This window comes from Streptomyces sp. B1866 (assembly GCF_031932565.1).
GTDB lineage: Bacteria > Actinomycetota > Actinomycetes > Streptomycetales > Streptomycetaceae > Streptomyces.
In genome coordinates, this window is sequence record NZ_JAVSCF010000099.1 from 1 (window position 1) to 21111 (window position 21111).

Annotated in this window: 16 protein-coding genes and 1 pseudogene; 10 read left to right on the top strand and 7 right to left on the bottom strand. The window is 75.1% G+C overall.

The features are described 5' to 3' along the window. On the bottom strand, positions 1 to 1593 hold a 1593-nt coding region (locus RKE29_RS15195; protein ID WP_312005894.1), incomplete at its 3' end, for a PAS domain-containing protein. 223 nt (positions 1594 to 1816) lie between these two features. Continuing rightward, positions 1817 to 3532 carry an MFS transporter gene (locus tag RKE29_RS15200; RefSeq protein ID WP_312005895.1) on the bottom strand — a complete coding sequence of 572 codons (1716 nt, stop codon included), beginning with the start codon at positions 3530 to 3532 and terminating at the stop codon, positions 1817 to 1819. 653 nt (positions 3533 to 4185) lie between these two features. Here RKE29_RS15200 and RKE29_RS15205 point away from each other — a divergent pair. From RKE29_RS15205 to RKE29_RS15230, 6 genes are all read left to right on the top strand, one after another. Further along, positions 4186 to 5469, top strand: a complete 1284-nt coding sequence (locus RKE29_RS15205) for a helix-turn-helix domain-containing protein (protein WP_312005898.1) — start codon at positions 4186 to 4188, stop codon at positions 5467 to 5469. A 181-nt stretch (positions 5470 to 5650) separates the two neighbouring features. Then, the gene (locus RKE29_RS15210) at positions 5651 to 9862 is read left to right on the top strand and encodes a bifunctional nitrate reductase/sulfite reductase flavoprotein subunit alpha (RefSeq protein WP_312005900.1); all 4212 of its coding nucleotides are present in this window, start codon (positions 5651 to 5653) and stop codon (positions 9860 to 9862) included. A gap of 117 nt (positions 9863 to 9979) precedes the next feature. Continuing rightward, positions 9980 to 10366 (top strand): helix-turn-helix transcriptional regulator, encoded by a 387-nt coding sequence (locus RKE29_RS15215; RefSeq protein ID WP_312005901.1) that lies wholly within the window; start codon positions 9980 to 9982, stop codon positions 10364 to 10366. A 170-nt stretch (positions 10367 to 10536) separates the two neighbouring features. Next, the gene (gene modA, locus RKE29_RS15220) at positions 10537 to 11319 is read left to right on the top strand and encodes a molybdate ABC transporter substrate-binding protein (protein ID WP_312005917.1); all 783 of its coding nucleotides are present in this window, start codon (positions 10537 to 10539) and stop codon (positions 11317 to 11319) included. After that, the gene (modB, locus tag RKE29_RS15225) at positions 11316 to 12209 is read left to right on the top strand and encodes a molybdate ABC transporter permease subunit (RefSeq protein ID WP_312005902.1); all 894 of its coding nucleotides are present in this window, start codon (positions 11316 to 11318) and stop codon (positions 12207 to 12209) included. The genes modA and modB overlap by 4 nt, the downstream gene beginning before the upstream one ends. Then, a complete protein-coding gene (locus tag RKE29_RS15230) occupies positions 12206 to 13303 on the top strand; it encodes an ABC transporter ATP-binding protein (protein WP_312005904.1) in 1098 nt (365 codons plus the stop codon). The genes modB and RKE29_RS15230 overlap by 4 nt, the downstream gene beginning before the upstream one ends. 267 nt (positions 13304 to 13570) lie before the next feature. Here the strand turns inward: RKE29_RS15230 and RKE29_RS15235 are convergent. The 3 genes and pseudogenes from RKE29_RS15235 to RKE29_RS15245 all read right to left on the bottom strand — a co-directional run. Continuing rightward, positions 13571 to 14503: pseudogene (locus RKE29_RS15235) on the bottom strand (LysR family transcriptional regulator); the annotation flags it as partial. 232 nt (positions 14504 to 14735) lie between these two features. Further along, positions 14736 to 15062, bottom strand: a complete 327-nt coding sequence (locus RKE29_RS15240) for an anti-sigma factor antagonist (RefSeq protein WP_312005905.1) — start codon at positions 15060 to 15062, stop codon at positions 14736 to 14738. A gap of 349 nt (positions 15063 to 15411) precedes the next feature. Next, positions 15412 to 15903: an STAS domain-containing protein gene (locus tag RKE29_RS15245; protein WP_312005908.1), complete on the bottom strand. Its 492-nt coding sequence runs from the start codon at positions 15901 to 15903 to the stop codon at positions 15412 to 15414. A 404-nt stretch (positions 15904 to 16307) separates the two neighbouring features. On the opposite strand from RKE29_RS15245, the gene RKE29_RS15250 reads away from it, so the two are divergent. Further along, positions 16308 to 16913 carry an N-acetylmuramoyl-L-alanine amidase gene (locus tag RKE29_RS15250; RefSeq protein ID WP_312005909.1) on the top strand — a complete coding sequence of 202 codons (606 nt, stop codon included), beginning with the start codon at positions 16308 to 16310 and terminating at the stop codon, positions 16911 to 16913. 35 nt (positions 16914 to 16948) lie between these two features. Here RKE29_RS15250 and RKE29_RS15255 read toward each other — a convergent pair whose 3' ends face one another. Beyond that, positions 16949 to 18553, bottom strand: a complete 1605-nt coding sequence (locus RKE29_RS15255) for a Na+/H+ antiporter (RefSeq protein WP_312005910.1) — start codon at positions 18551 to 18553, stop codon at positions 16949 to 16951. 46 nt (positions 18554 to 18599) lie between these two features. On the opposite strand from RKE29_RS15255, the gene RKE29_RS15260 reads away from it, so the two are divergent. From RKE29_RS15260 to RKE29_RS15270, 3 genes are all read left to right on the top strand, one after another. Beyond that, positions 18600 to 18872 (top strand): UBP-type zinc finger domain-containing protein, encoded by a 273-nt coding sequence (locus RKE29_RS15260; RefSeq protein WP_312005911.1) that lies wholly within the window; start codon positions 18600 to 18602, stop codon positions 18870 to 18872. A 393-nt stretch (positions 18873 to 19265) separates the two neighbouring features. After that, positions 19266 to 19679: an anti-sigma regulatory factor gene (locus tag RKE29_RS15265; protein WP_144381444.1), complete on the top strand. Its 414-nt coding sequence runs from the start codon at positions 19266 to 19268 to the stop codon at positions 19677 to 19679. Further along, positions 19568 to 20611, top strand: a complete 1044-nt coding sequence (locus RKE29_RS15270; RefSeq protein WP_312005919.1) for an RNA polymerase sigma factor SigF — start codon at positions 19568 to 19570, stop codon at positions 20609 to 20611. Before RKE29_RS15265 ends, RKE29_RS15270 begins: the two co-directional genes overlap by 112 nt. Before the next feature lie 73 nt (positions 20612 to 20684). Here RKE29_RS15270 and RKE29_RS15275 read toward each other — a convergent pair. Further along, a partial coding sequence (locus tag RKE29_RS15275) for a hypothetical protein (protein WP_312005915.1) occupies positions 20685 to 21111 on the bottom strand: 427 nt, incomplete at its 5' end.

Below are 21111 nucleotides of genomic sequence, written 5' to 3' on the forward strand. Positions count from 1 at the left end.
CACCCGCCGGACGAACGCGTCCGGATAGCCGACCGAGCCGACCACGTCGATCCGCTCGTGCTCCAGCGTCGCGACGATCAGCCCGTCGGCGCCGAGCGGCGGCAGCAGGCTCGCGGCGACGGCGTCCACCACGTCCCGGGCGGTGACCGCCTCGGCCAGCGCCCGCGTCAGCCGGGACATCAGCGCCGCCCGCCGCGCCGCCGCCTCCTCCACGGCCCGGCGCTCGGCCTCCCGGCGCCGCCGCTCGGTCACGTCCGTGACGTACGCCGTCAGCCCGTCGGGCACGGGCACGAGCCGTAGGTGGTACCACTGCTCGCCGTCCGGGCCGTCCGGTCTCTGACCGCTGTCCGGGCCCGCGCCGCCGCCCGGTGCCCGGTCGCGGCCGGGTCCCGCGGCCGGCCCCCGGGGGCGGCCGGGCACCGGCACCTCGAAGCTCACCGGCTCGCCACCGGCCGCGGCCTCGCGGTACCGCTCCGCCACGCCGGGCACGTCCCGCAGCGCGGGCACCTCCCACAGCCTGCGGCCGACCATCTCCCGCGCCGGACCCAGCAGCCGCTCGGCCGCCGCGTTGACGAAGCCGACCCGCCCGTCCGCGCTCAGGGAGAGGAAGCCGTCGTTCATGTGCAGCAGCGCCCGGCCCACCGACTCCAGCGCGCCGTGCGACTCGCCGACGGGCCAGGTCCGGCCCTCGGCGCCGACCGGTTCGCCGTGCTCGTCCAGGACGACGCGGCCGTGCGTCTGCACCCAGGTGTAGGTGCCGTCCGCCCGGCGCACCCGGTACGTCAGGTCCCACTCGCTGCGGGCCCGGACCCCCCGGTCGGCCTCCGCGGCCACCCAGACGTGGTCGTCGGGATGGATGGCCTTGGACCAGGAGTCGAGCCGGCCGTCGTCCAGCGCCGGGTCCATGCCCAGCTCCTCCAGCACCGGCCCGTAGTAGGTGAGCGAGCCGGTACGCAGGTCCCACGACCAGTTCCGGCCGGCCTCCGCCCCGGGCCGCCGGGCCTCCTGCCCGCCGAGCAGGTTGGGGGACACGCCCTCCGGGCCCAGCGAGGTCAGCCGTATCCGCTCGCCCGCCCACCGGGCCACCTCCTCGGCGAACGCCCGCTGCTCCGGGCTCGGCACCCGGGAGGCGGGCAGCAGCACCGACAGGGTGCCCAGCGGGCCGTCCGGCCCCGGCACCGGCACCGCGGCCATCCCCACGTCGTCGAAGACCGCGGTCTCCCCCGGGTCGCCGGGCGCCGGCCCGTACGGCTGTGCGGGCGCGCCGGCGCTGTGCAGGTGGACGAACGCCTCCTCGCGGACGGCCCGCACCAGGGCCCCCGAGCCCCGCTCGGGGACGATCGCCCAGTGCGCGGTGACCGTGCCGGGCAGCCCGTTGCTCATCACCAGCCGCAGGTCCGCCCCGGTGCTGCCGCGCACGCGCACGTGCGCCATGCCGCCGTAGCCGCCCAGCTCGGCCGTTGCCTGGAGCAGGGCGGGTTGCAGCACGCCGGCGTCCCCCTGGCCGGGGGCCACGGCCGCGAGCAGGTTCAGCCGCCGCGCCCGCACCGGGCCCGGCGGCTCCCGCGGGCCCTCGCCGCGCGTGGCGCTCATGACCGTCCTCGCCCTCCGCAAGCCGTCGGCCTCCGACTCGAACCAGCCCAGGACCACAATCCGGGCACACGGATCAATCGCCTCAAAGTTAATTTATTACTCGGGAGCGGCGAGGGCACCGGCGGCGCACCCCCGCGTACGTACCGGCACCGGTCCCGGGGGGAGGGGGCGACACGGGTGACCGCCGGGCGGCGGGGCCCGGTGCGGCGCGCCGACCGGCGGCTCAGTCGCGCCGCTCGGCGGCCAGCGCGGCCAGCTCCCGCTGGACCGCCGCCTCGTGCCGCGCCACGTCCTCGCGCGCCCGCTTCGGGCTCCACCGCCCCTTCATCGGCAGGACGAGCGGCACGAAGAGCACCTGCCCGGCCAGGCACACCCACCACCAGGTCTGCCACTGCCCGGGCGCGTCCGCCGCCGCGTCGCGCACCTCGGGCCCGTACTTCTTCAGCACGGCCAGCTCCGGCCGCGCCTTCTGGACGGTCGCCAGGCCCCCCGGGCCCACCTCGCGCAGGGCGCGCGCGGCCAGCTCCGGGGGCACCGAGCCGGGCGGGTACCTGTCCAGTTCGGCGAAGATCTCCGGGTGGGCGCGGATGACGTCGAGCGCGGGCCCGGCCCGCCGCTGGGCCTCCGCGACCTGCGGGCCGTGGTCCATCAGCGGGGTGGCCGAGGTGACGACCACCGGGACGACGGCGCTGGAGACGGCCACCACGATGCGCAGGATCCAGCCCCAGATCGCGAGGCCCACGGCGGTGCCGGCCGGGTTGTGCCGCTCGACGGTCTCGGTGTACGCCGCCATCCACGGCGCGTACCCGATCGCCTGGAAGGCGCTGAACAGCACGAGCAACAGGACGAAGGTGTAGTAGCCGGTGGCCGGCTCGGTGGCCCGGAGGGCGAACAGCACGGTCATCACGATCGACCCGGCCGCTCCGACCATCATGAAGGGCTTGCGCACCCTGAGCACGTCCGACAGCACGCCGGCCACCAGCAGGGCGATCGCGTCCGCCACCCAGTACCAGTTCATCAGCCCGTTCGTGCGCCGCTCGCTGTAGCCGAAGACGGTCGCGAAGTACACGACGAAGTTGCCGACCGCCGAGAAGTACAGCAGCAGGTACAGTCCGACGCCCAGCACCGGGCCGAGCACGTCCAGCCGCATCATCTGCCGCCACTCCCCGCGCCGTACGGCCTCCGGGTCCAGCCCCCTGGCGCGCGCCTCCACCAGCGCCCGGTCCCGCAGGCTCACCATGATCTGGTCGCGCAGCGCCGGGGACAGCTCCCGCAGGGCCACGAGCGCGACCAGGAAGAGGCCGAATCCGGCCAGACCGGAGTAGCGCAGCTGGTCCTGCCACTCGCTGCCGTGCAGGGTGCTGCTGGTGACCGCGGTGGTGATGAGGCTGCCGAGGACGGGGCCCATGGTCCAGTAGGCCATCGCGGAGGCCCGGCCGAGCTGCGGCGAGAAGTCCCGGACCAGGGCGGGGGTGGCGACCAGCACCACGCCCTCCACGAAGGACAGCAGCGCGAAGAGCACGAAGAAGACGGCCTTGCTGCCGGCGTTCGGCAGCCCGAAGGTGGACAGCGCGGCGACGGCCAGCAGGCCGTAGACCACCATGTTGGCCCGGCCCCAGCGGTCGGCGAGCCCGGCCAGCAGCGACGCGAACGCGCCCACCCCCGCGCCGATCACCGCCAGCCACACGAAGTCGGTGAACGTCATGCCGAAGTGGTGGATGAGCGAGGCGGCGACCGCGAACACCACATAGAGCTCGTAGTAGAGCACCACGGTGACGGCCACCACGATGGCCAGATAGCCCATGCGGGGGCCCGTGGCCGGGTAGTGGGGCAGGTCGCGGCGGTAGAGCCGGTGGAGCGCGGCGCGGGGGCGGGCCGCGGCGCCGGGCGGGCCGGACCCGGGGCCGCCGGCGGCGGACGGTACGGACGCGGAGGGCATGCCGGCTCCTCCCTGACGGACTGCGGACGACCGGACCGGCCGGCGCCGGCACGCTCCCCGGCCGGGCGGAACCACGAGCGCGCGGGACCCCGACCGCGCGTACGACGCCGGGCGGACCATGGCCGTGTGTACGACGGCGAGCTTGGACCGGGGCCGCGCGTACGGCGGCCGGACGGACGCCGACTGCCGGCGCCGGGGGCTTCGGTCAGGTCCCGATGGGCGGTTTCGCCGCGCCCGGTGCTCCCCGGTCGGTCACCTGTGGTTCTTCTTCACGCTAAGGGCCTGGCCCGGGGCCCGCACCTTCGCTCCGCCCGGCGCCGGCACCGCCGCCGCCCCCGCGGGCGGGCGTCACCGGCTCCCGCCTCGGGCTCTTCCTTTGGGCAAGGTCACAACACGTGGCTGGGCGAGGTCACCAACGCGGCGGCGGGCGCCCGCCCCGCCCGGTCCCGGCGCCGCGCGGCGACACGCGCGGGCCGCGGTCTCCGGCGCAGCCACCCCGGAGGCCGTACGTCGTCGCAGGTGGGCGCGTGCCGGGCGGCGGGCGCGGCGGGCGGTCCGCGCGCCGTGACCGACGGCCACCGGGCACGTCACGGAGCGAGGTTCACCGGTCCTACGGGTTGCGCCGCGGCGCGGAATGGGGGCACGCTCCGGCTGTGACAGACAACAGAGGTGTGGTCGTGGCCCCGCGGGACGCGCCGGCGGCCCGCGCGTCCCTCGTCATCGGCGGGCAGCGGCTGGAGCGGCGGCTGGCCGAGGTCCGGCCGGCGCTGGTCGCCTCCATCGTCGAGCTGCTGCTGACGGAGCTGCCCGTCTTCCGCCTGATGACGCGCGAGGAGATCACCGGCAGCGTCACGGACGTCGTCGACCACATCGTGCGGTCGTTCACCCGCTGCGTGCGCGACCGGACCGCGCCCGACTCCGGCGAGCTGGCCATGGTCCGCGAGTCGGTGGTCCGCCGCGCCGAGGAGGGCATGCCCGCGGATGTCCTGCTGTCCGCCTACCACCTGGGCACCCAGGAGTTCTGGAACGCGCTCACGGCGGACGCCCGCCCCGAGGACGTGGACGACGTCCTGGAGGCCAGCCGGGTCCTGCTGCGGCACCTGGTCCAGGTGCAGAGCGAGGTGTGCGCCGGCTATCTGGAGGGGTTCCAGGCCCGCACCGGGGGCCGGCACGCCGAGGCCCAGGCCCTGATGGCCGCGCTGGTCGAGGGCCGGCCCGTGGAGCAGTTCGCCGAGCGGGCCGGGCTGGTCCCGCCGCCCGGCTACCTCTCGCTGTACGTGTCGGTCCCGGCCCACCCCGAGGAGTCCGCTCCCGGCGTCGACCCGCTGATCGCCGCCCGCCGCAAGCTGCGCCGGGTGCGCGCCGAGCTGGACCAGGTCAGCGGCGGGGCCGCGCTGTGCCAGCTGGCGGCCACCGGTGGCCTGATCCTGCTGCCCCGCACGTCCGCCGACGCCGCGCTCACCGAGGACGACCTCGCCGACGCGCGCCGGATCCAGGAGGCGGCGAGCCGGAGCGCCGGGGTGCCGACCACGGTCGCGGTGGCCGCGTCCGACGTGGCCGGGGTGCCCGCGGCCGCGGAGCTGGCCCGCGAGGTGCTGGAGGTGGTCCGGCTCACCCAGGCAGCGCCCGGCCTGTACCAGCTGGCGGACGTGCTGGTGGAGTACCAGCTCACCCGGCCCTCCCCGGCGCACACCCTGCTCGCGCAGGCGCTGCTGCCGCTGCGCGACCGGCCGGAGCTGCTGGCCACGCTGCGCACGTACCTCGACGCCGGGCTGGACCGCCGGGCCGCCGCCGCCCGCCTGCACCTGCACCCCAACACCGTCGACTACCGTCTGCGCAAGATCGCCTCGCTGACCGGCATCGACGCCGGCAACCCGGCCGACCTGCCCCGGCTGACCGCCGCCCTCGCCGCGTTCACCGCCGCGCACCCGGCCTGACCCGGCCCCGCCCGGCTCGGCCCGCACCGGCCCCCGCCCCCGGGCGGCCGGTCATCTCACACGTCCTGGCCGGCGGCTGTGCAAGGGGCGTAACCCCCGTTGATCATCGGGTGTGACAACCGCGTAACGGGCATTTCGTACGTTGGCGGCGAAGGAAGTCCGATCGTAGGAGGGGACGACCGTGACGACCGCGCAGCAGCCGCCGGCCGGTGGCACCGACAGGATCCGGACCGTCTGCTCGTACTGCGGCGTCGGCTGCGGGATGGTCCTGGACGTGGCCACCGGCCCGGACGGGCGGCGTACGGTCCGGAAGGCGTCGGGCGACCGGGAGCACCCGGCGAACTTCGGCCGGCTGTGCACCAAGGGCGCCACCACCGCCGACATGCTGGCCGCGCCCGGCCGCCTGGCGACCGCGCTGGCGCGCACCGACCGCGGCGAGGAGCCCGCGCCGGTGCCCGTGGAGCGGGCGCTGGACCTCACGGCGCGGCGGCTGCGGGCGATCGTGGACGAGCACGGTCCGGACGCCGTGGCGCTGTACGTGTCCGGGCAGCTCAGCCTGGAGGCCCAGTACCTGGCCAACAAGCTCGCCAAGGGCTTCCTGGGCACCAACCAGATCGAGTCCAACTCGCGGCTGTGCATGGCCAGCGCGGGCAGCGGCTACAAGCTGTCGCTCGGCGCGGACGGCCCGCCCGGCTCGTACCAGGACTTCGACCAGGCGGACGTCTTCTTCGTCATCGGCTCCAACATGGCCGACTGCCACCCGATCCTCTTCCTGCGCCTGCTGGACCGGGTGAAGGCGGGCGCGAAGCTGATCGTGGCGGACCCGCGGCGCACCGCGACCGCCGAGAAGGCCGACGTGTTCCTCCAGGTGCGGCCGGGCACGGACCTGGCGCTGCTGAACGGGCTGCTGCACCTGCTGGTGGCGGGCGGGCACACCGACCCGGACTTCATCGCCGCGCACACCGAGGGCTGGGAGGCGATGCCGGAGTTCCTGGCGGACTACGCGCCCGCGGCCGTCGCCGAGGTCACCGGCGTCGCGGAGGCGGACCTGCGCCGGGCGGCGGAGCTGATCGGCGGCGCGGCGGACTGGATGAGCTGCTGGACGATGGGCCTCAACCAGAGCACCCACGGCACCTGGAACACCAACGCCCTGGTCAACTTGCACCTTGCCACGGGTGCGATCTGCCGGCCGGGCAGCGGACCGTTCTCGCTCACCGGCCAGCCCAACGCCATGGGCGGCCGGGAGATGGGCTACATGGGCCCGGGGCTGCCCGGGCAGCGGTCCGTGCTGGTGCCCGAGGACCGCGCCTTCGCCGAGGAGCTGTGGGGGCTGGCGCCGGGCACGGTCCGCGCGGACGGGTCCGGGCAGGGCACGGTGGACATGTTCCGGCGCATGGCCGACGGTGCGGTCAAGGCGTGCTGGATCATGTGCACCAACCCCGTCGCCTCGGTCGCCAACCGCCGTACGGTCATCGAGGGCCTGGAGGCGGCGGAGTTCGTCGTCACCCAGGACGTGTTCGCCGACACCGAGACCAACGCCTACGCCGACGTGGTGCTGCCGGCCGCCCTGTGGACCGAGGCCGACGGCGTGATGATCAACAGCGAGCGGAACCTGACGCTGGCCCGGCAGGCCGCCGACCCGCCCGGCGAGGCGATGGCGGACTGGCGGATCATCGCGGAGGTCGCCCGCCGGATGGGGTACGGGGAGGCGTTCGACTACGCCGACGCGGAGGAGGTCTTCGAGGAGATCAAGCGCGCCTGGAACCCGAAGACCGGCTACGACCTGCGCGGCGTGACGTACGAGCGGCTGCGCGCCACGCCCGTGCAGTGGCCCGCGCCCCACCCGGACGGGCCCGACCGCAACCCGGTCCGGTACGTGTCGGAGGACGGCCGCCTCGCCTTCCCCACCCCGAGCGGCCGGGCGGTCTTCTTCGCCCGCCCGCACCTGGACCCGGCCGAGATGCCCGACGACGACTACCCGTACGTGCTGAACACCGGCCGGGTGCAGCACCAGTGGCACACGCTCACCAAGACCGGCCGGGTCGCCAAGCTGAACCGGCTGGACGGCGGGCCGTTCGTGGAGGTGCACCCGGACGACGCGCGGGCGCTGGGCATCGCGGAGGGCGACGCGGTCGAGGTCGCCTCGCGGCGCGGCCGGGCGGTGCTGCCGGCCGTGGTGACCGACCGGGTGCGGCCGGGCTGCTGCTTCGCGCCCTTCCACTGGAACGACCTGTTCGGCGAGTACCGGTGCGTCAACGCGGTCACCAGCGACGCGGTGGACCCGATCTCCTTCCAGCCGGAGCTGAAGGTGTGCGCGGTGTCGCTGACGAAGGTCGCCGGGGCCGTCGCGCCCGCCGGTGCGGCGCCGGGCACGGCTGACCGGGCGGCCGCGGCCGAGGCGGCCGGCGCGGTCCCGGTGCCGGTGGCCGCCGCCCTCGGCACGGCCACGCTCGGCACGGCCGCCGTCGGGTCCCAGGCGGCGGGCGCCTTCGGCCTCCAGCCCGGCCCGCCGCCGGTGCTGGCCGAGCACGAGCGCCGCTACCTGGTCGGCTTCCTCGCCGGGATCGAGCCGGGCCGGCCCGGCGTACCCGTACTGCCCGAAGGCGCGCCCTTCAGCGCCGAGCACGCGCTGTGGGTGAACGGCGTGCTGGCCGGCCTGTACTCGCGCGCCGCCGGGCCCGCCGGCCCGGCCGCCGACCCGGTGCCCGCCGCGCCCGGCGGCGGGAAGACCCGCGAGGTCGTGGTGCTGTGGGCCTCGCAGACGGGCAACGCCGAGGACTTCGCCGCGACCGCCGCCGACCGCCTGGCCGCCACCGGGCACCAGGTCACGCTCGCCGGCATGCACGAGGCCGACCCCCGCGCGCTGCCGCCCGCCGCCGACCTGCTGCTGATCACGAGCACCTTCGGCGACGGCGACGCCCCGGACAACGGCTCGGGCTTCTGGCACGCCCTGACCGGGCCGGACACGCCGAGCCTGGACGGCCTGCGGTTCGCGGTGCTGGCGCTCGGCGACTCCTCGTACGACGACTTCTGCGGCCACGGCCGCCGCCTGGACCAGCGGCTCGGCGAGTTGGGCGGCGTGCGACTCACGGACCGTACGGACTGCGAACCGGACTACGAGCCGTCCGCCCTGGCCTGGCTCGACCAGGTGCTCGCCGCCCTGACCGGCACCGGCACCGCCGTCGGCACCAGCGCCGCGGACACCGCCGCGCCCGGGCCCGCCGCGAGCACCGGGCCCGCCGGCCCGGCCCCGGCGTCCGCCGGCTCCCGGCCCGCGCCCGTCACCGCCCGGCTGACCGGCAACCGGCTGCTCACCCTGCCCGGCGCGGGCAAGGAGGTCCGCCAGTTCACCTTCGACACGCGCGAGGCCGAGACCCCGCTGGTCTACGAGGCGGGCGACGCCCTCGGCGTGCTGCCCGTCAACTGCCCGGACCTGGTGGCCGAGTGGCTGGCGGTCACCGGCGTGGACGCGCGCGACCCGGTGGAGCTGCCCGGCGCGGGCGAGGTGCCGTTCGGCGAGGCGCTGCGCCGGCACCTGGACATTACGCGGATCACCCAGGGCCTGCTGCGCTTCGTCACCGACCGCACCGACCACGACCGCCGCGAGCTGAAGAAGCTGCTGCGCCCGGACAACAAGGGCGAGCTGGCCCGCTGGTCCTGGGGCCGCCAGGCCGTCGACGTGGTGGCCGAGCACCCCCTCCAGGCCACCGCGCGGGAGTGGGCCGAGGCGCTGGGACCGCTGCGGCCGCGCCTGTACTCGATCTCGACCAGCCCGCTGGCGGACCCGCTGCGCGTGTCGCTGACGGTCTCCGTCGTGCGGTACGAGAACGTGCGCGGCCGGCCGCGCAAGGGCGTGTGCTCGCCGTTCCTCGCCGACGCCGAGCCGGGCACCCCCGTCCCCGTGTTCGTGCAGCGCTCCCCGCACTTCAAGCCCCCGGCCGACCCGGACACGCCGATGGTGATGGTGGGCCCGGGCACCGGCGTGGCGCCCTTCCTGGGCTTCCTGGAGGAGCGCCGCGCGCGCGGCCACCGGGCGCCCAACTGGCTGTTCTTCGGCGAGCAGCACCGCGCCACCGACTTCTACTACCAGCGGGAGCTGACCGACTTCCTGGACGAGGGCACGCTCACCCGCCTGGACACCGCCTTCTCCCGCGACCAGCGCGCCAAGGTGTACGTCCAGGACCGCATGCGCGAGCACGGCCCGCAGCTGTGGTCGTGGCTGATGGACGGCGCCCGCTTCTACGTGTGCGGCGACGCGTCCCGGATGGCCAAGGACGTCGACCAGGCGCTGCGGGACATCGCCGTGGCGCACGGCGGCCTCACCGAGGAGGCCGCGGCCGGGTACGTACGGCAGCTCGCCGCCGACCGGCGCTACGTCCGCGACGTGTACTGACCGCCCTCGGCGCGACCCCCCGACGGGCCGCGCCTGCGAGCTGCAAACGCGACATTGTCCAGTTCCTGCAAGTGAAACGGGCGTTAAGGCTCGCAACCGCCGACCTAGTATGACCGCATGCACACCTACCGGATCGGGGAGGCCGCCGCCCTGCTGGGCGTCAGCGCCGACACGCTGCGCCGCTGGGTCGACGGCGGACGGCTGCGCGCGGAGCGCGACGAGCAGGGCCGCCGGACCGTCTCCGGGCCCGCCCTGGCCGCCTTCGCCCGCGAGCTGAACCGCACGGAGCGGGCGAGCACCGGCTCCTCGGCGCGCAACCGCTTCGCCGGGATCGTCACCGAGGTGGTGCTGGGCGACGTCTCGGCCCAGGTGGAGATCCAGGCCGGGCCGTTCCGGGTGGTGTCGATGATCAGCCGGGAGTCGGCCGAGGAGCTGGGCCTGGAGCCCGGCGTGCCGGCGGTCGCCGTGATCAAGTCGACCAACGTGGTGGTCGAGACGCCGTGAGAGCACTCCAGCAGGACACGAGGGAGAAGCCCGTGACGACCCGATCCGCACGCCGGACCGCAGGCAGGTCCGGGACCGCCCGCACACCCCGGACCGCAGGCGCGCTCCGGCACGCAGGCGCGCTCCGGCACGCCCGCGCGCGCAGGCCGCTCGCGGCCGCGGCCGCCGCCGTGGCCGCGCTGCTGGCGGCGGCGGGCTGCTCCTCGTCCTCCTCCGACGACTCGCCGCCCGCCTCGTCCGGGTCGGGCGCGGGGGCGTCGGCGGCGGCGAAGAAGCTGTCCGGCACGGTCACGGTGTTCGCCGCCGCCTCCCTGAAGGAGAGCTTCACCACGCTGGGCAAGCGGTTCGAGGCCGCGCACCCGGGCACCCACGTGACCTTCAACTTCGGCGGCAGCGACACCCTCGCGGCCGGCATCACCGCCGGCGCGCCCGCCGACGTGTTCGCCGCCGCCAGCGCGAAGACCATGAAGACCGTCACCGACGCGAAGCGGGCGTCCGGCACGCCCGCGACGTTCGCGCGCAACCAGCTGGAGATCGTCACCCTGCCCGGCAACCCGGAGAAGATCGCCTCCCTGAAGGACCTCACCCGGCCCGGCCTGAAGGTGGCCCTGTGCGACAAGGCGGTGCCCTGCGGCGCCGCCGCGCGGAAGGCGCTGGACGCGGCCGGGCTGAAGCTCACCCCGGTCTCCTACGAGCAGGACGTCAAGAGCGCGCTGACCAAGGTGGCGCTGAAGGAGGCCGACGCCTCGCTCGTCTACCGCACGGACGTGCGGGCGGCGGGCGGCAGGGTGTACGGCGTGGAGTTCCCCGAGTCGGCCTCGGCGCTCAACGCCTACCCGATCGCGCTGCTGAAGGACGCGCCCAACCGCGCCGCGGCCCGGGAGTTCGTCGCCCTGGTGGAGTCCGCCGAGGGCCGCGAGGTCCTCGACGGGGCCGGGTTCCTCAGGCCGTGACCGGCCCGCTCGGCGCCGAGGGGGCGCCTACGGGCGTGCGCGGTGGTCCCGGCGCGAAGTCTCCGCGCCGGGGCCCGGGGGGAGGCGCGCGGCGGCAGCTTCGCGCCCGTACGCGCTCCTGGGCGCCGCTGCCGCTGCTGGTGCCCGCGCTGCTGGGCCTGGCGTTCCTGCTGCTGCCGCTGGCCGCCCTGCTGATCCGCACGCCCTGGCGCGACCTGCCGGGCCAGCTCACCGGCGGCGTCTGGCAGGCGCTGCGCCTGTCGCTGGTCACCGCCACCGCCGCCACCGCCGTGTGCCTGGTGCTCGGGGTGCCGCTGGCCTGGCTGCTGGCCCGCGCCGACTTCCCCGGGCGGCGGCTGGTGCGCGCCCTGGTCACCCTGCCGCTGGTGCTGCCCCCGGTGGTCGGCGGCGTGGCCCTGCTGCTCGCGCTGGGCCGGGGCGGGGTGGCCGGGCGCTGGCTGGACAGCGCGTTCGGCGTCACGCTGCCGTTCACCACCGCCGGGGTGGTGGTCGCCGAGGCGTTCGTGGCCATGCCGTTCCTGGTCATCAGCGTGGAGGGCACGCTGCGGGCCGCCGACCCGCGCTACGAGGAGGCGGCCGCCACCCTGGGCGCCTCCCGGCTGACCGCCTTCCGCCGCGTGACCCTGCCGCTCATCGCGCCGGGCGTGGCGGCGGGCGCGGTGCTGGCCTGGGCGCGGGCGCTGGGCGAGTTCGGCGCCACGATCACCTTCGCGGGCAACTTCCCGGGCCGTACGCAGACCATGCCGCTGGCCGTCTACCTGGCGCTCCAGAGCGACCCGGCCGCCGCGATCGCGCTGAGCCTGGTGCTGCTCGCGGTGTCCGTGGCGGTCCTGGCCGGGCTGCGCGACCGCTGGCTGACCGCGCCGTGAACGCCGCCGTGGACACCGCGACGACCTCCGCCGACGGCTGCGGACTGGACGCGCGCCTGGTGGTGGACCGGGGCGCCTTCCGGCTCGACGTGGCGCTGGCCGCCGCGCCCGGCGAGGTGCTGGCCCTGCTCGGCCCCAACGGCGCGGGCAAGTCCACCGCGCTGCGCGCCCTGGCCGGGCTGACCCCGCTGACCGACGGGCACCTGCGGCTGGACGGCCGGCCGCTGGAGGACCCGGGCGCGCGGCTGCGCGTGCCGCCCGAGGCCCGCCCGGTCGGCGTGGTCTTCCAGGACTACCTGCTCTTCCCGCACCTGAGCGCGCTGGACAACGTGGCCTTCGGCCCCCGCTGCCACGGCGTGCCGAAGGCCGAGGCCCGCGCGCGGGCCGCCGCCTGGCTGGCGCGCATGGGCCTGGCCGAGCACGCCGCCGCCCGGCCGCGCGGGCTGTCGGGCGGCCAGGCGCAGCGCGTCGCCCTCGCGCGGGCGCTGGTCACCGGGCCCGGCCTGCTGCTGCTGGACGAGCCGATGGCCGCGCTCGACGCCCGCACGCGCCTGGAGGTACGCGCGCGTCTGCGCCGGCACCTGGCCGACTTCACCGGCGTGGCCGTGCTGGTCACCCACGACCCGCTGGACGCCATGGTGCTCGCCGACCGGCTCGTGGTCGTCGAGGACGGCCGGGCCGTGCAGACCGGCACCCCGGCCGAGGTCGCCCGCCGGCCGCGCACCGACTACGTCGCCCACCTGGTCGGCCTGAACCTGTACCCGGGCCGCTCACAGGGCCGTACGGTCCGGCTGGACGCCGGCCCGGAGGTCACCACCGCCGACGACCTCACCGGGCCCGCCTTCGTGGCCTTCCCGCCCGGCGCGGTCACCCTGCACCGCGAGCGCCCCACCGGTTCCAGCGCGCGGAACGTGTGGCGGGCGCGGGTGGCGGGCCTGGACCCGCACGGCGACCGCACGCGCGTGCACCTCACCGGCGACCTGTCCCTGTCGGCCGACCTGACCGCCCTCGCCGCCGCGGAGCTGGACCTGGTGCCCGGCGCGGCCGTCTGGGCCGCCGTCAAGGCCACGCAGACGCGCGCGTACCCGGCCTGACGGGCCCGGCCCGCGCGGGAGGGGTCCGGCCGGGCCGCCGGACCCCTCCCGCGCGGGCCGGGGCGCCGCCTCAGCCCGTGCCCATGCTGCGCTGCGGGGTGTCGGGCAGGCCGGCGAGTCCGGCGCCGAGGCCGAGGCCGAGTTCGGCGGACGGGTGCGAGNGTCGGGCAGGCCGGCGAGTCCGGCGCCGAGGCCGAGGCCGAGTTCGGCGGACGGGTGCGAGGCGAGCGGAAGCGGTATCGGGATGCGGCCGTCGTGCGAGCGCAGCAGCGGGCTGTCGTGGCGCAGCAGCCACTGGCGGTAGACGGTGTTGGCCCAGGCCACCTCGGCGTACGACGCCTTGAGGTCGGCGAAGATGACGTCGGCCTCGGCGGAGGCGGCGGCGCCCGCGCGGGACGCCATGAGCAGCCGTACGCGCAGCGGGTCGCCGCGCAGGCGGCGGATGGCCATGCCGGGGCGGGAGCGGACGGTGGGCTGGCAGGGGGCGACCAGCTCGCCGGAGATGACCATGTCGGCGGCGGTCAGGTAGTCCCCGTACACCACGCGCGGGCTCAGGCCCGCGGCGGTGAAGACCCGGCGCAGGCCCTCGGCCTCGCCGTCGACGGTCGGGTCCACCATCCACGGGTCGTCGGCCAGGTCGGCCAGCGGCACGACCTGCTGGCGGGCGGCGGGGTGGGTGTCGGAGAGGGCCACGAACTGCGGCTCCCGGCCCATCAGGACGCGCTGCTCCAGGCCGTCGGGGATCTGCAGCGGGGAGCCTTCCACCTCGTGCACGAAGGCGACGTCCAGGTGGTTGGTGGCGATCATGTCGAGCAGGGCGCTGGCGGAGACGTCGATGTGGATCGTGATGTCCGCTTCGGGGTATCTGGCTCTCAGGCGGCGCAGCCATCCGGCCACCGCGCGGCTTCCGGTGCTTCCGACGCGTATCTGGGCCCCCGCGGCCTGCCCCGCCTCTAATCTCGCCTCGGTGACCAGCGCGTTCATCTCGGCCACGATCGGCCGGGCCCGGCACAGCACCGAGCGCCCCAGCGGCGTCGGTCTGCTGCCGGTGAGGTCACGCGAGAAGAGCCGGCCTCCGATGGCGTTCTCGATCCGGCGCAACTGCGTGGTCAGGGACGGCTGGGTCATGCCGAGCTGCCGGGCGGCCTTCCGCAAGCTGCCGGTGTCGGCGATAGCGCACAGGGCACGGAGGTGCCTCACCTCAAGCTCCACGCCGGGAGCGTAACGGCGGGTCAGCGCGTCGCACCAGACACTCAGGAGGTCCAAAAATTGCAATTCGGCGGGGGTATCGGGGAACGCTATCGCCGAGGGGGCGCGCGAAACGGCCGTACGGGGCGCGCGCGAGGCGCTTCCGCAGGCCGCGGACCAGCCGGAAGACCGGTCGCAGAGCCCGCGGAGACCGGCGGCGGACCGGCGGGCCCGCGGCGGGACCTCACGCGTCGCGCAGGGCGTCGGCCAGGGTGGGCACGGGCCGCAGCAGGTCGAACAGGCCGCCCGCGCGCAGCGTGCGCAGGCCGAGCGCGCTGGTGCAGATCAGCCGCAGCCGCCCGCCGCGCTCGGCCACCCGCCGGTGGGCGCGGACCAGCAGGGCCAGGCCCGAGCAGTCGAAGAAGCCGGTGGGGCGTAAGTCGATGATGACGGCGGGGGCGGGCGCGGAGGTCGCCTCGTCCAGCGGCGGGCCGACGGACTCCACTCCGGCGATGTCGATCTCGCCGTGCAACTCGACCACGGTGTGGCCGTGCGCGGGATAGGTGACCACGCTGGGCGCCGGTTCGGCGGCGTACGGTCCTGACGCGTACGGCCCTGCGGGGTACGGTCCTGCGGGGCTCTGGCGGGGGACGCCAGACTGCATCGCGGTATCACCTCGGAACGGCACACTGTCCCTTTCTGCTTCTGCCGGGTGTTTCGGGTCCCGGGAACAGGCAGGGGCGGTCATGCGGGACACAGGGTTACCAGGTCGTGTTTCGACGTGCCCGTGAGCGTACGGGGGTGACCGTCGGTTACGGAGCCACCAGGACGGCCGTTACCGAGGGAAAACCACACCTTCGAGTGAATTCATGCCATCGTTCTTGACGACCGGCGCGCTATAGCGTTCGGGTGACGGACCATCAGCCGATGGCCTCCTCCGTCATCTCTCCCGGCATCTCCGCCGGGGCGTCCGGCACCAGGTCCGGCACCCCGGCCGCGGCGGCGCCGGCGCCGGGCCGGTCCGCAGCGGCCCGGTCCGGACCGGCCGGCGGGCGCGCCGCCCACGCCGCCTCCACGGGCCTGAGGTCGGGCAGGATCTCGAACACGCCCTCCAGCCGGACCATGCGCAGCAGCCGCAGCAGCCGCGGGCTGTCCATGACCAGCCGCAGCCGGCTGCCGCGCGCCAGCGCGCGGTTGCGCAGCCGGCACAGCAGCGAGAGCCCGGCGCAGTCCATGAAGGTGACCGGCCGCAGGTCCAGCACCAGGTCCGAGACCTCGGCCGGGACGAGCGTGTCGATCCGCACCGAGATGCGTGACGCCGCGTAGAGATCCAGCTCTCCCCAGATCTCGACCACCGTCGTGCCGCCCAGCGTTCGTACGCGCACGCCGAATGCCGGCCAATCGTCGATCATGCAAGCCCTCTTGACGTGATGGCAGCGTGCGACAGCGGGGCGCTCGGGGTGACGCGACGTCCAGGGCGGGGTGCACGAGAGCAGTCCGGGCAACGAGCGGGCGCCGCTCACTCGGCGCGAGGACGTCCCACGCCGTGCCGGTTTCGCCGCCGGGGTCCGGGGCGGCCTTCCTCATCTGACATACCCACCTACCGGCGCGCGCAGTCGGCCCGCGGGCGTGCACGTGACATTGGCGTGTGCGCCCGGCAGCGCGGCCGCGCCTCCCGCGCCACGCCGTGCTCCCGGACGCCCTCTTTCACTTTCGTAACTCACCGCAGAAGCGGGCATACCCACCGCGACGACCGATCGGTCGGTCCGGTCGGTCCGGTTCGGCAGCATCGGAAGGTCCACGAAAGGAGACCGGTATGGCTCGGCCCATGTCCGCCAAGGACTTTCTCACCGCCCTGTGGGACGAGGGCCTGCGGGTCAAGCAGGTCGGCGACTGGCGCCACCACAACAGGAACCGCCACGGCCCGTGGGGGGAGGTCCATGGAGTGCTGATCCACCACACCGCCACCTCCGGCGCCGACAGGACGATACGGCTGTGCCGGGACGGCCGCGACGCGCTGCCCGGCCCGCTGTGCCACGGGGTGATCACCAAGGACGGCACCGTGCACCTGGTCGGCTACGGCCGCACCAACCACGCCGGGCTCGGCGACGACGACGTGCTACGCGCGGTGATCGCCGACCGGACCCCGCCGCCGGACGACGAGGCGACCACCGACGGCAACCGCCACTTCTACGGCTTCGAGTGCGAGAACCGCGGCAACGGCGAGGACCCCTGGCCGGACGCGCAGCTGGAGGCCATCGAGCGGGCCGCGGCGGCCCTGTGCCGCCACCACGGCTGGTCCGAGCGGTCGGTGATCGGCCACCTGGAGTGGCAGCCGGGCAAGGTCGACCCGCGCGGCGTCAGCATGGACGCGCTGCGCCGCCGCGTCCGCGCCCGGCTGGCGGCCACGGCGTGCCGCTAGGGCGTGTCTGGCGGGGCAGGGGTGGATCAGGGCGCTCAGCCGTCCGCCGCCTCCTCCCGGTAGGCCGCGGCCTCCTCCAGGTCCAGCCTGCGCAGCAGCGTCCGCAGCATCTCGTCGTCGATGCGCCGGGCGTCGCGCAGCGCGACGAACACCTCCCGCTCGGCGCCGATCACCTCCCGGGACAGGCGGCGGTAGGTGTCGTCGGCCGACTCCCCGGTCACCTCGTTGACCGTGCCGAGCCGCTCCCAGACCGCGTTGCGCCGCCGCTCCAGGACCGTGCGCAGCCGGTCGGCGAGCGGCTGGGGCAGGGTGTTGCGCTCGTCGGCGAGGAGTTCGGACAGGCGGCGCTCGGCGGCCAGCGACGCCTCGTTCTGCGCCTGCGCCTCGATCAGCGTCTCGCGCTGGGCGTCGCGGCCGGGCAGCCGCAGCAGGCGGATCAGGGCGGGCAGGGTGAGCCCCTGGACGACCAGGGTGCCCAGCACCGTGGTGAAGGTCAGGAAGAGGACGAGGCTGCGGGCCGGGAAGGGGTCGCCGCCGTGCACGGTCTCCGGGACCGAGAAGGCGATGGCCAGCGAGACCACGCCGCGCATCCCGGCCCAGCCGACCACGACCGGCGCCTGCCAGGTGGTGTCCGGCTCCCGCTCGCGGATGCGGGGGGACACGGCGCGCGGCAGGAAGGTGGCGGGGAAGACCCACACGAAGCGGGCGACCACCACCGCGAGGAAGACGGCCGTGGCGTACCAGGCCGCGTGGCCGAAGCCGTACGCGTCCAGGTCCCGGGTCACCACCGGGAGCTGGAGGCCGATCAGCGCGAACACCACGGATTCCAGCACGAAGGCGGCCATCTTCCACACCGCCGACTCCTGGAGCCGGGTGGCGAAGTCGACCTGCCAGGAGCGGTGGCCGAGGTAGAGCGCCACGACCACGACCGCCAGCACGCCGGACGCCCCGGCCTCCTCGGCCGCGGTGTAGGCGGCGAAGGGGATGAGCAGCGAGAGGGTGTTCTGCAGCAGCGGGTCGCGCAGCCGGGTGCGCAGCCAGTGCAGCGGCACCATGAGCACCAGGCCCACGCCCACGCCGCCGACCGCGGCCAGCGCGAACTCCCCGACCGCGCCGCCCCAGGTCGCCCCCTCCCCCACGGCCGCGGCCAGCGCCACCTTGTAGGCGGTGATGGCCGTGGCGTCGTTCACCAGGGACTCGCCCTGGAGGATGGTGGTCATCCGGGAGGGCAGGCCCATGCGGCGCGCGATGGCGGTGGCCGCCACGGCGTCGGGCGGGGCGACCACCGCGCCGAGCACCAGTGCGGCGGTCAGCGGCAGGTCGGGCACGGCCAGGGAGGCCGCCCAGCCGACCGCCAGGGTCGCGAACAGCACGTAGCCGACCGACAGCAGCGCGACCGGCCGCAGGTTCGCGCGCAGGTCCAGGTAGGAGCTGTCGAGCGCGGCGGTGTGCAGCAGGGGCGGCAGCAGCAGGGGCAGCACGACGTGCGGGTCGAGGGCGTAGTCGGGCACGCCGGGTACGTAACTGGCGGCCAGCCCGGCGGCCACCAGCAGCAGGGGGGCGGACACCGGCGTGCGGCGGGCCGCGCCCGCGACGGCGGCACTGCCCGCCACCAGCGTCAACAGAGGCAAGACGTCCATCGGCCGTGGCCCGCTTTCGATCATGTTGCGGATTAACCTGGCCATCATGAACGTATGTCCGCACGTTCCCGCGCTGCCCCGTCCCGAGCCGGAGCCGCGGGGCGCCACCTGCCCGGAGTGCCTGGAGGTCGGCAGCCACCCCGTGCAGCTGCGGCTGTGCCTGTCCTGCGGGCACATCGGCTGCTGCGACTCCTCGCCGCACCGGCACGCCACCGAGCACTTCAAGGAGACCGGTCACCCGGTGATGCGCAGTTTTGAACCCGGCGAAAACTGGCATTGGTGTTATGTGGACCAGCGGATTGTCAGTCCCGCCCGCTAGCGTCTTCAGCATGAGGAGTACGATCCGAGCCCCGCGACCACCCGGCCCGGACCGCGGCCCGGTCCCCACGGCCCCCGACCGCCGCACGACCATCCCGACCTGGGGTTCCGCCGACGCTCCCCAACGAAACGGGATGTCTTCCGAATTGAGACCGCCCGACCCCTAGCCACTGTGCGTACTCATGTGCTTACCATGAGTGACAACGAACTTCGGGTCGACGTTCACCCGTGACGGGGAGCGCGTTTTCGTCCGGGCGACATCGAGCCACAGATCGCGATAGCGTCGCAGCCGAACCACGTGCCGCGCCGGTCCGTCATCCCACCACCATAGAGGGTGCGGGCTCGCACGCACATCAGCTCAGCTCAATTAGCTTGTTCCACCTTGGAGGTGAGGGTGTCCCAGATCGCAGGCGAGCCCGGGACCCAGGACTTCGTGGAAGTCCGCCTGCCCGCTGCGGGTGCCTATCTGTCCGTGTTGCGCACGGCGACCGCCGGACTCGCGGCGCGGTTGGACTTCACCCTCGACGAGATCGAAGACCTGCGCATCGCCGTCGACGAGGCGTGCGCGATCCTGCTGCAACAAGCCGTGCCCGGCAGTGTGCTGAGCTGCGTCTTCCGCCTGATCGACGACGCACTGCAGGTGACCGTCTCGGCCCCCACCACCGACGGCCGCGCCCCCGAGCGCGACACCTTCGCCTGGACGGTGCTGTCCGCACTGGCGGGCAAGGTGGACTCAAGCGTCGCGGAGGACCGGACTGTCAGCATCAGCCTGTACAAGGAGCGCGGCGTCGGTCCCGGCCAGCCGTGAGGGAGAGGGGGCTTACCGTGAGCACTGCATCTTCGCGGGACGTGCGCTCCCCGGCCATCCCGCAGCAGCCCGCCCGGCCGCATCCCGCGGACGCGGAGTCGGACCCGGCCGGAGATCGACCAGAGCGGGCGGACCACATGGAACAGCACCAGCACGACCGGCGGCACGAGCACGATCCGCACGACCGGAGCGGCGCGCGGGCGATGTTCGTCAAGCTGCGCGGGCTTCCGGAGGGGTCCGAGGAGCGCGCCGAGCTGCGCAACACCCTGGTGCGCATGCACCTGCCGCTGGTGGAGCACCTGGCGCGGCGCTTCCGCAACCGCGGTGAGCCGCTGGACGACCTGACCCAGGTGGCCACGATCGGGCTGATCAAGTCGGTGGACCGGTTCGACCCGGACCGGGGCGTGGAGTTCTCGACGTACGCGACGCCGACCGTGGTCGGCGAGATCAAGCGGCACTTCCGCGACAAGGGCTGGGCGGTGCGGGTCCCCCGCCGGCTCCAGGAGCTGCGGCTCGCGCTGACCACGGCCACCGCCGAGCTGTCCCAGCGGCACGGCCGCGCCCCGACCGTCCACGAGCTGGCCGAGCACCTGCGCATCTCCGAGGAGGAGGTGCTGGAGGGCCTGGAGTCCGCCAACGCCTACAGCACCCTGTCGCTCGACGTCCCGGACACCGACGACGAGTCGCCCGCCGTCGCCGACACCCTCGGCGCCGAGGACGAGGCCCTGGAGGGCGTCGAGTACCGCGAATCGCTCAAGCCCCTGCTGGAGGACCTGCCGCCGCGCGAGAAGAAGATCCTGCTGCTGCGCTTCTTCGGCAACATGACCCAGTCGCAGATCGCCCAGGAGGTCGGCATCTCCCAGATGCACGTCTCCCGGCTGCTGGCCCGCACGCTGGCGCAGCTGAGGGAGAAGCTGCTGGTCGAGGAGTAGCCGGGCGTCCCGGTGGGCCGGGGTGTCCCCGCGGGCCGGGCGTCCAGGAGCAGGGCGTCCGGCGGGGGCGGCTTCAGCCCTCGCGCGGGCCGATGCCCAGCGCCTCGGTCGCCGTCGGGTTGACCAGTAGCGCGAGGACGGCGAAGGCCACCACGGCGGTCGCCGCCCCGGCCGCGATCAGCCCGCCGCCGTTCTGGACCAGCGTCCACGCCACGGGCAGCGCCATCAGCTGCGTGCCGAGCGCGGGCCCGCGGCTCCACCTGCGCCGCTGCCACAGTCCGCGGGCCGCGGCCAGCGGCAGCACGGCCAGCGCGAGCACGGTGAGCCCCAGGGTCTCCGCCTGCTGCGGGCTGTCCGGGTCGCCGATCAGGCCGAGCACCGCGATCCACACGCCGACGGCCGCCACGGCGGCGCCCTCGACGCCCGTCAGCGCAGCGGCGGCGGTCAGCCGTGCCGGGCGGGGCCCGGACGCCGCGGCGGCCGCGGCCCCCGGCGTCCGG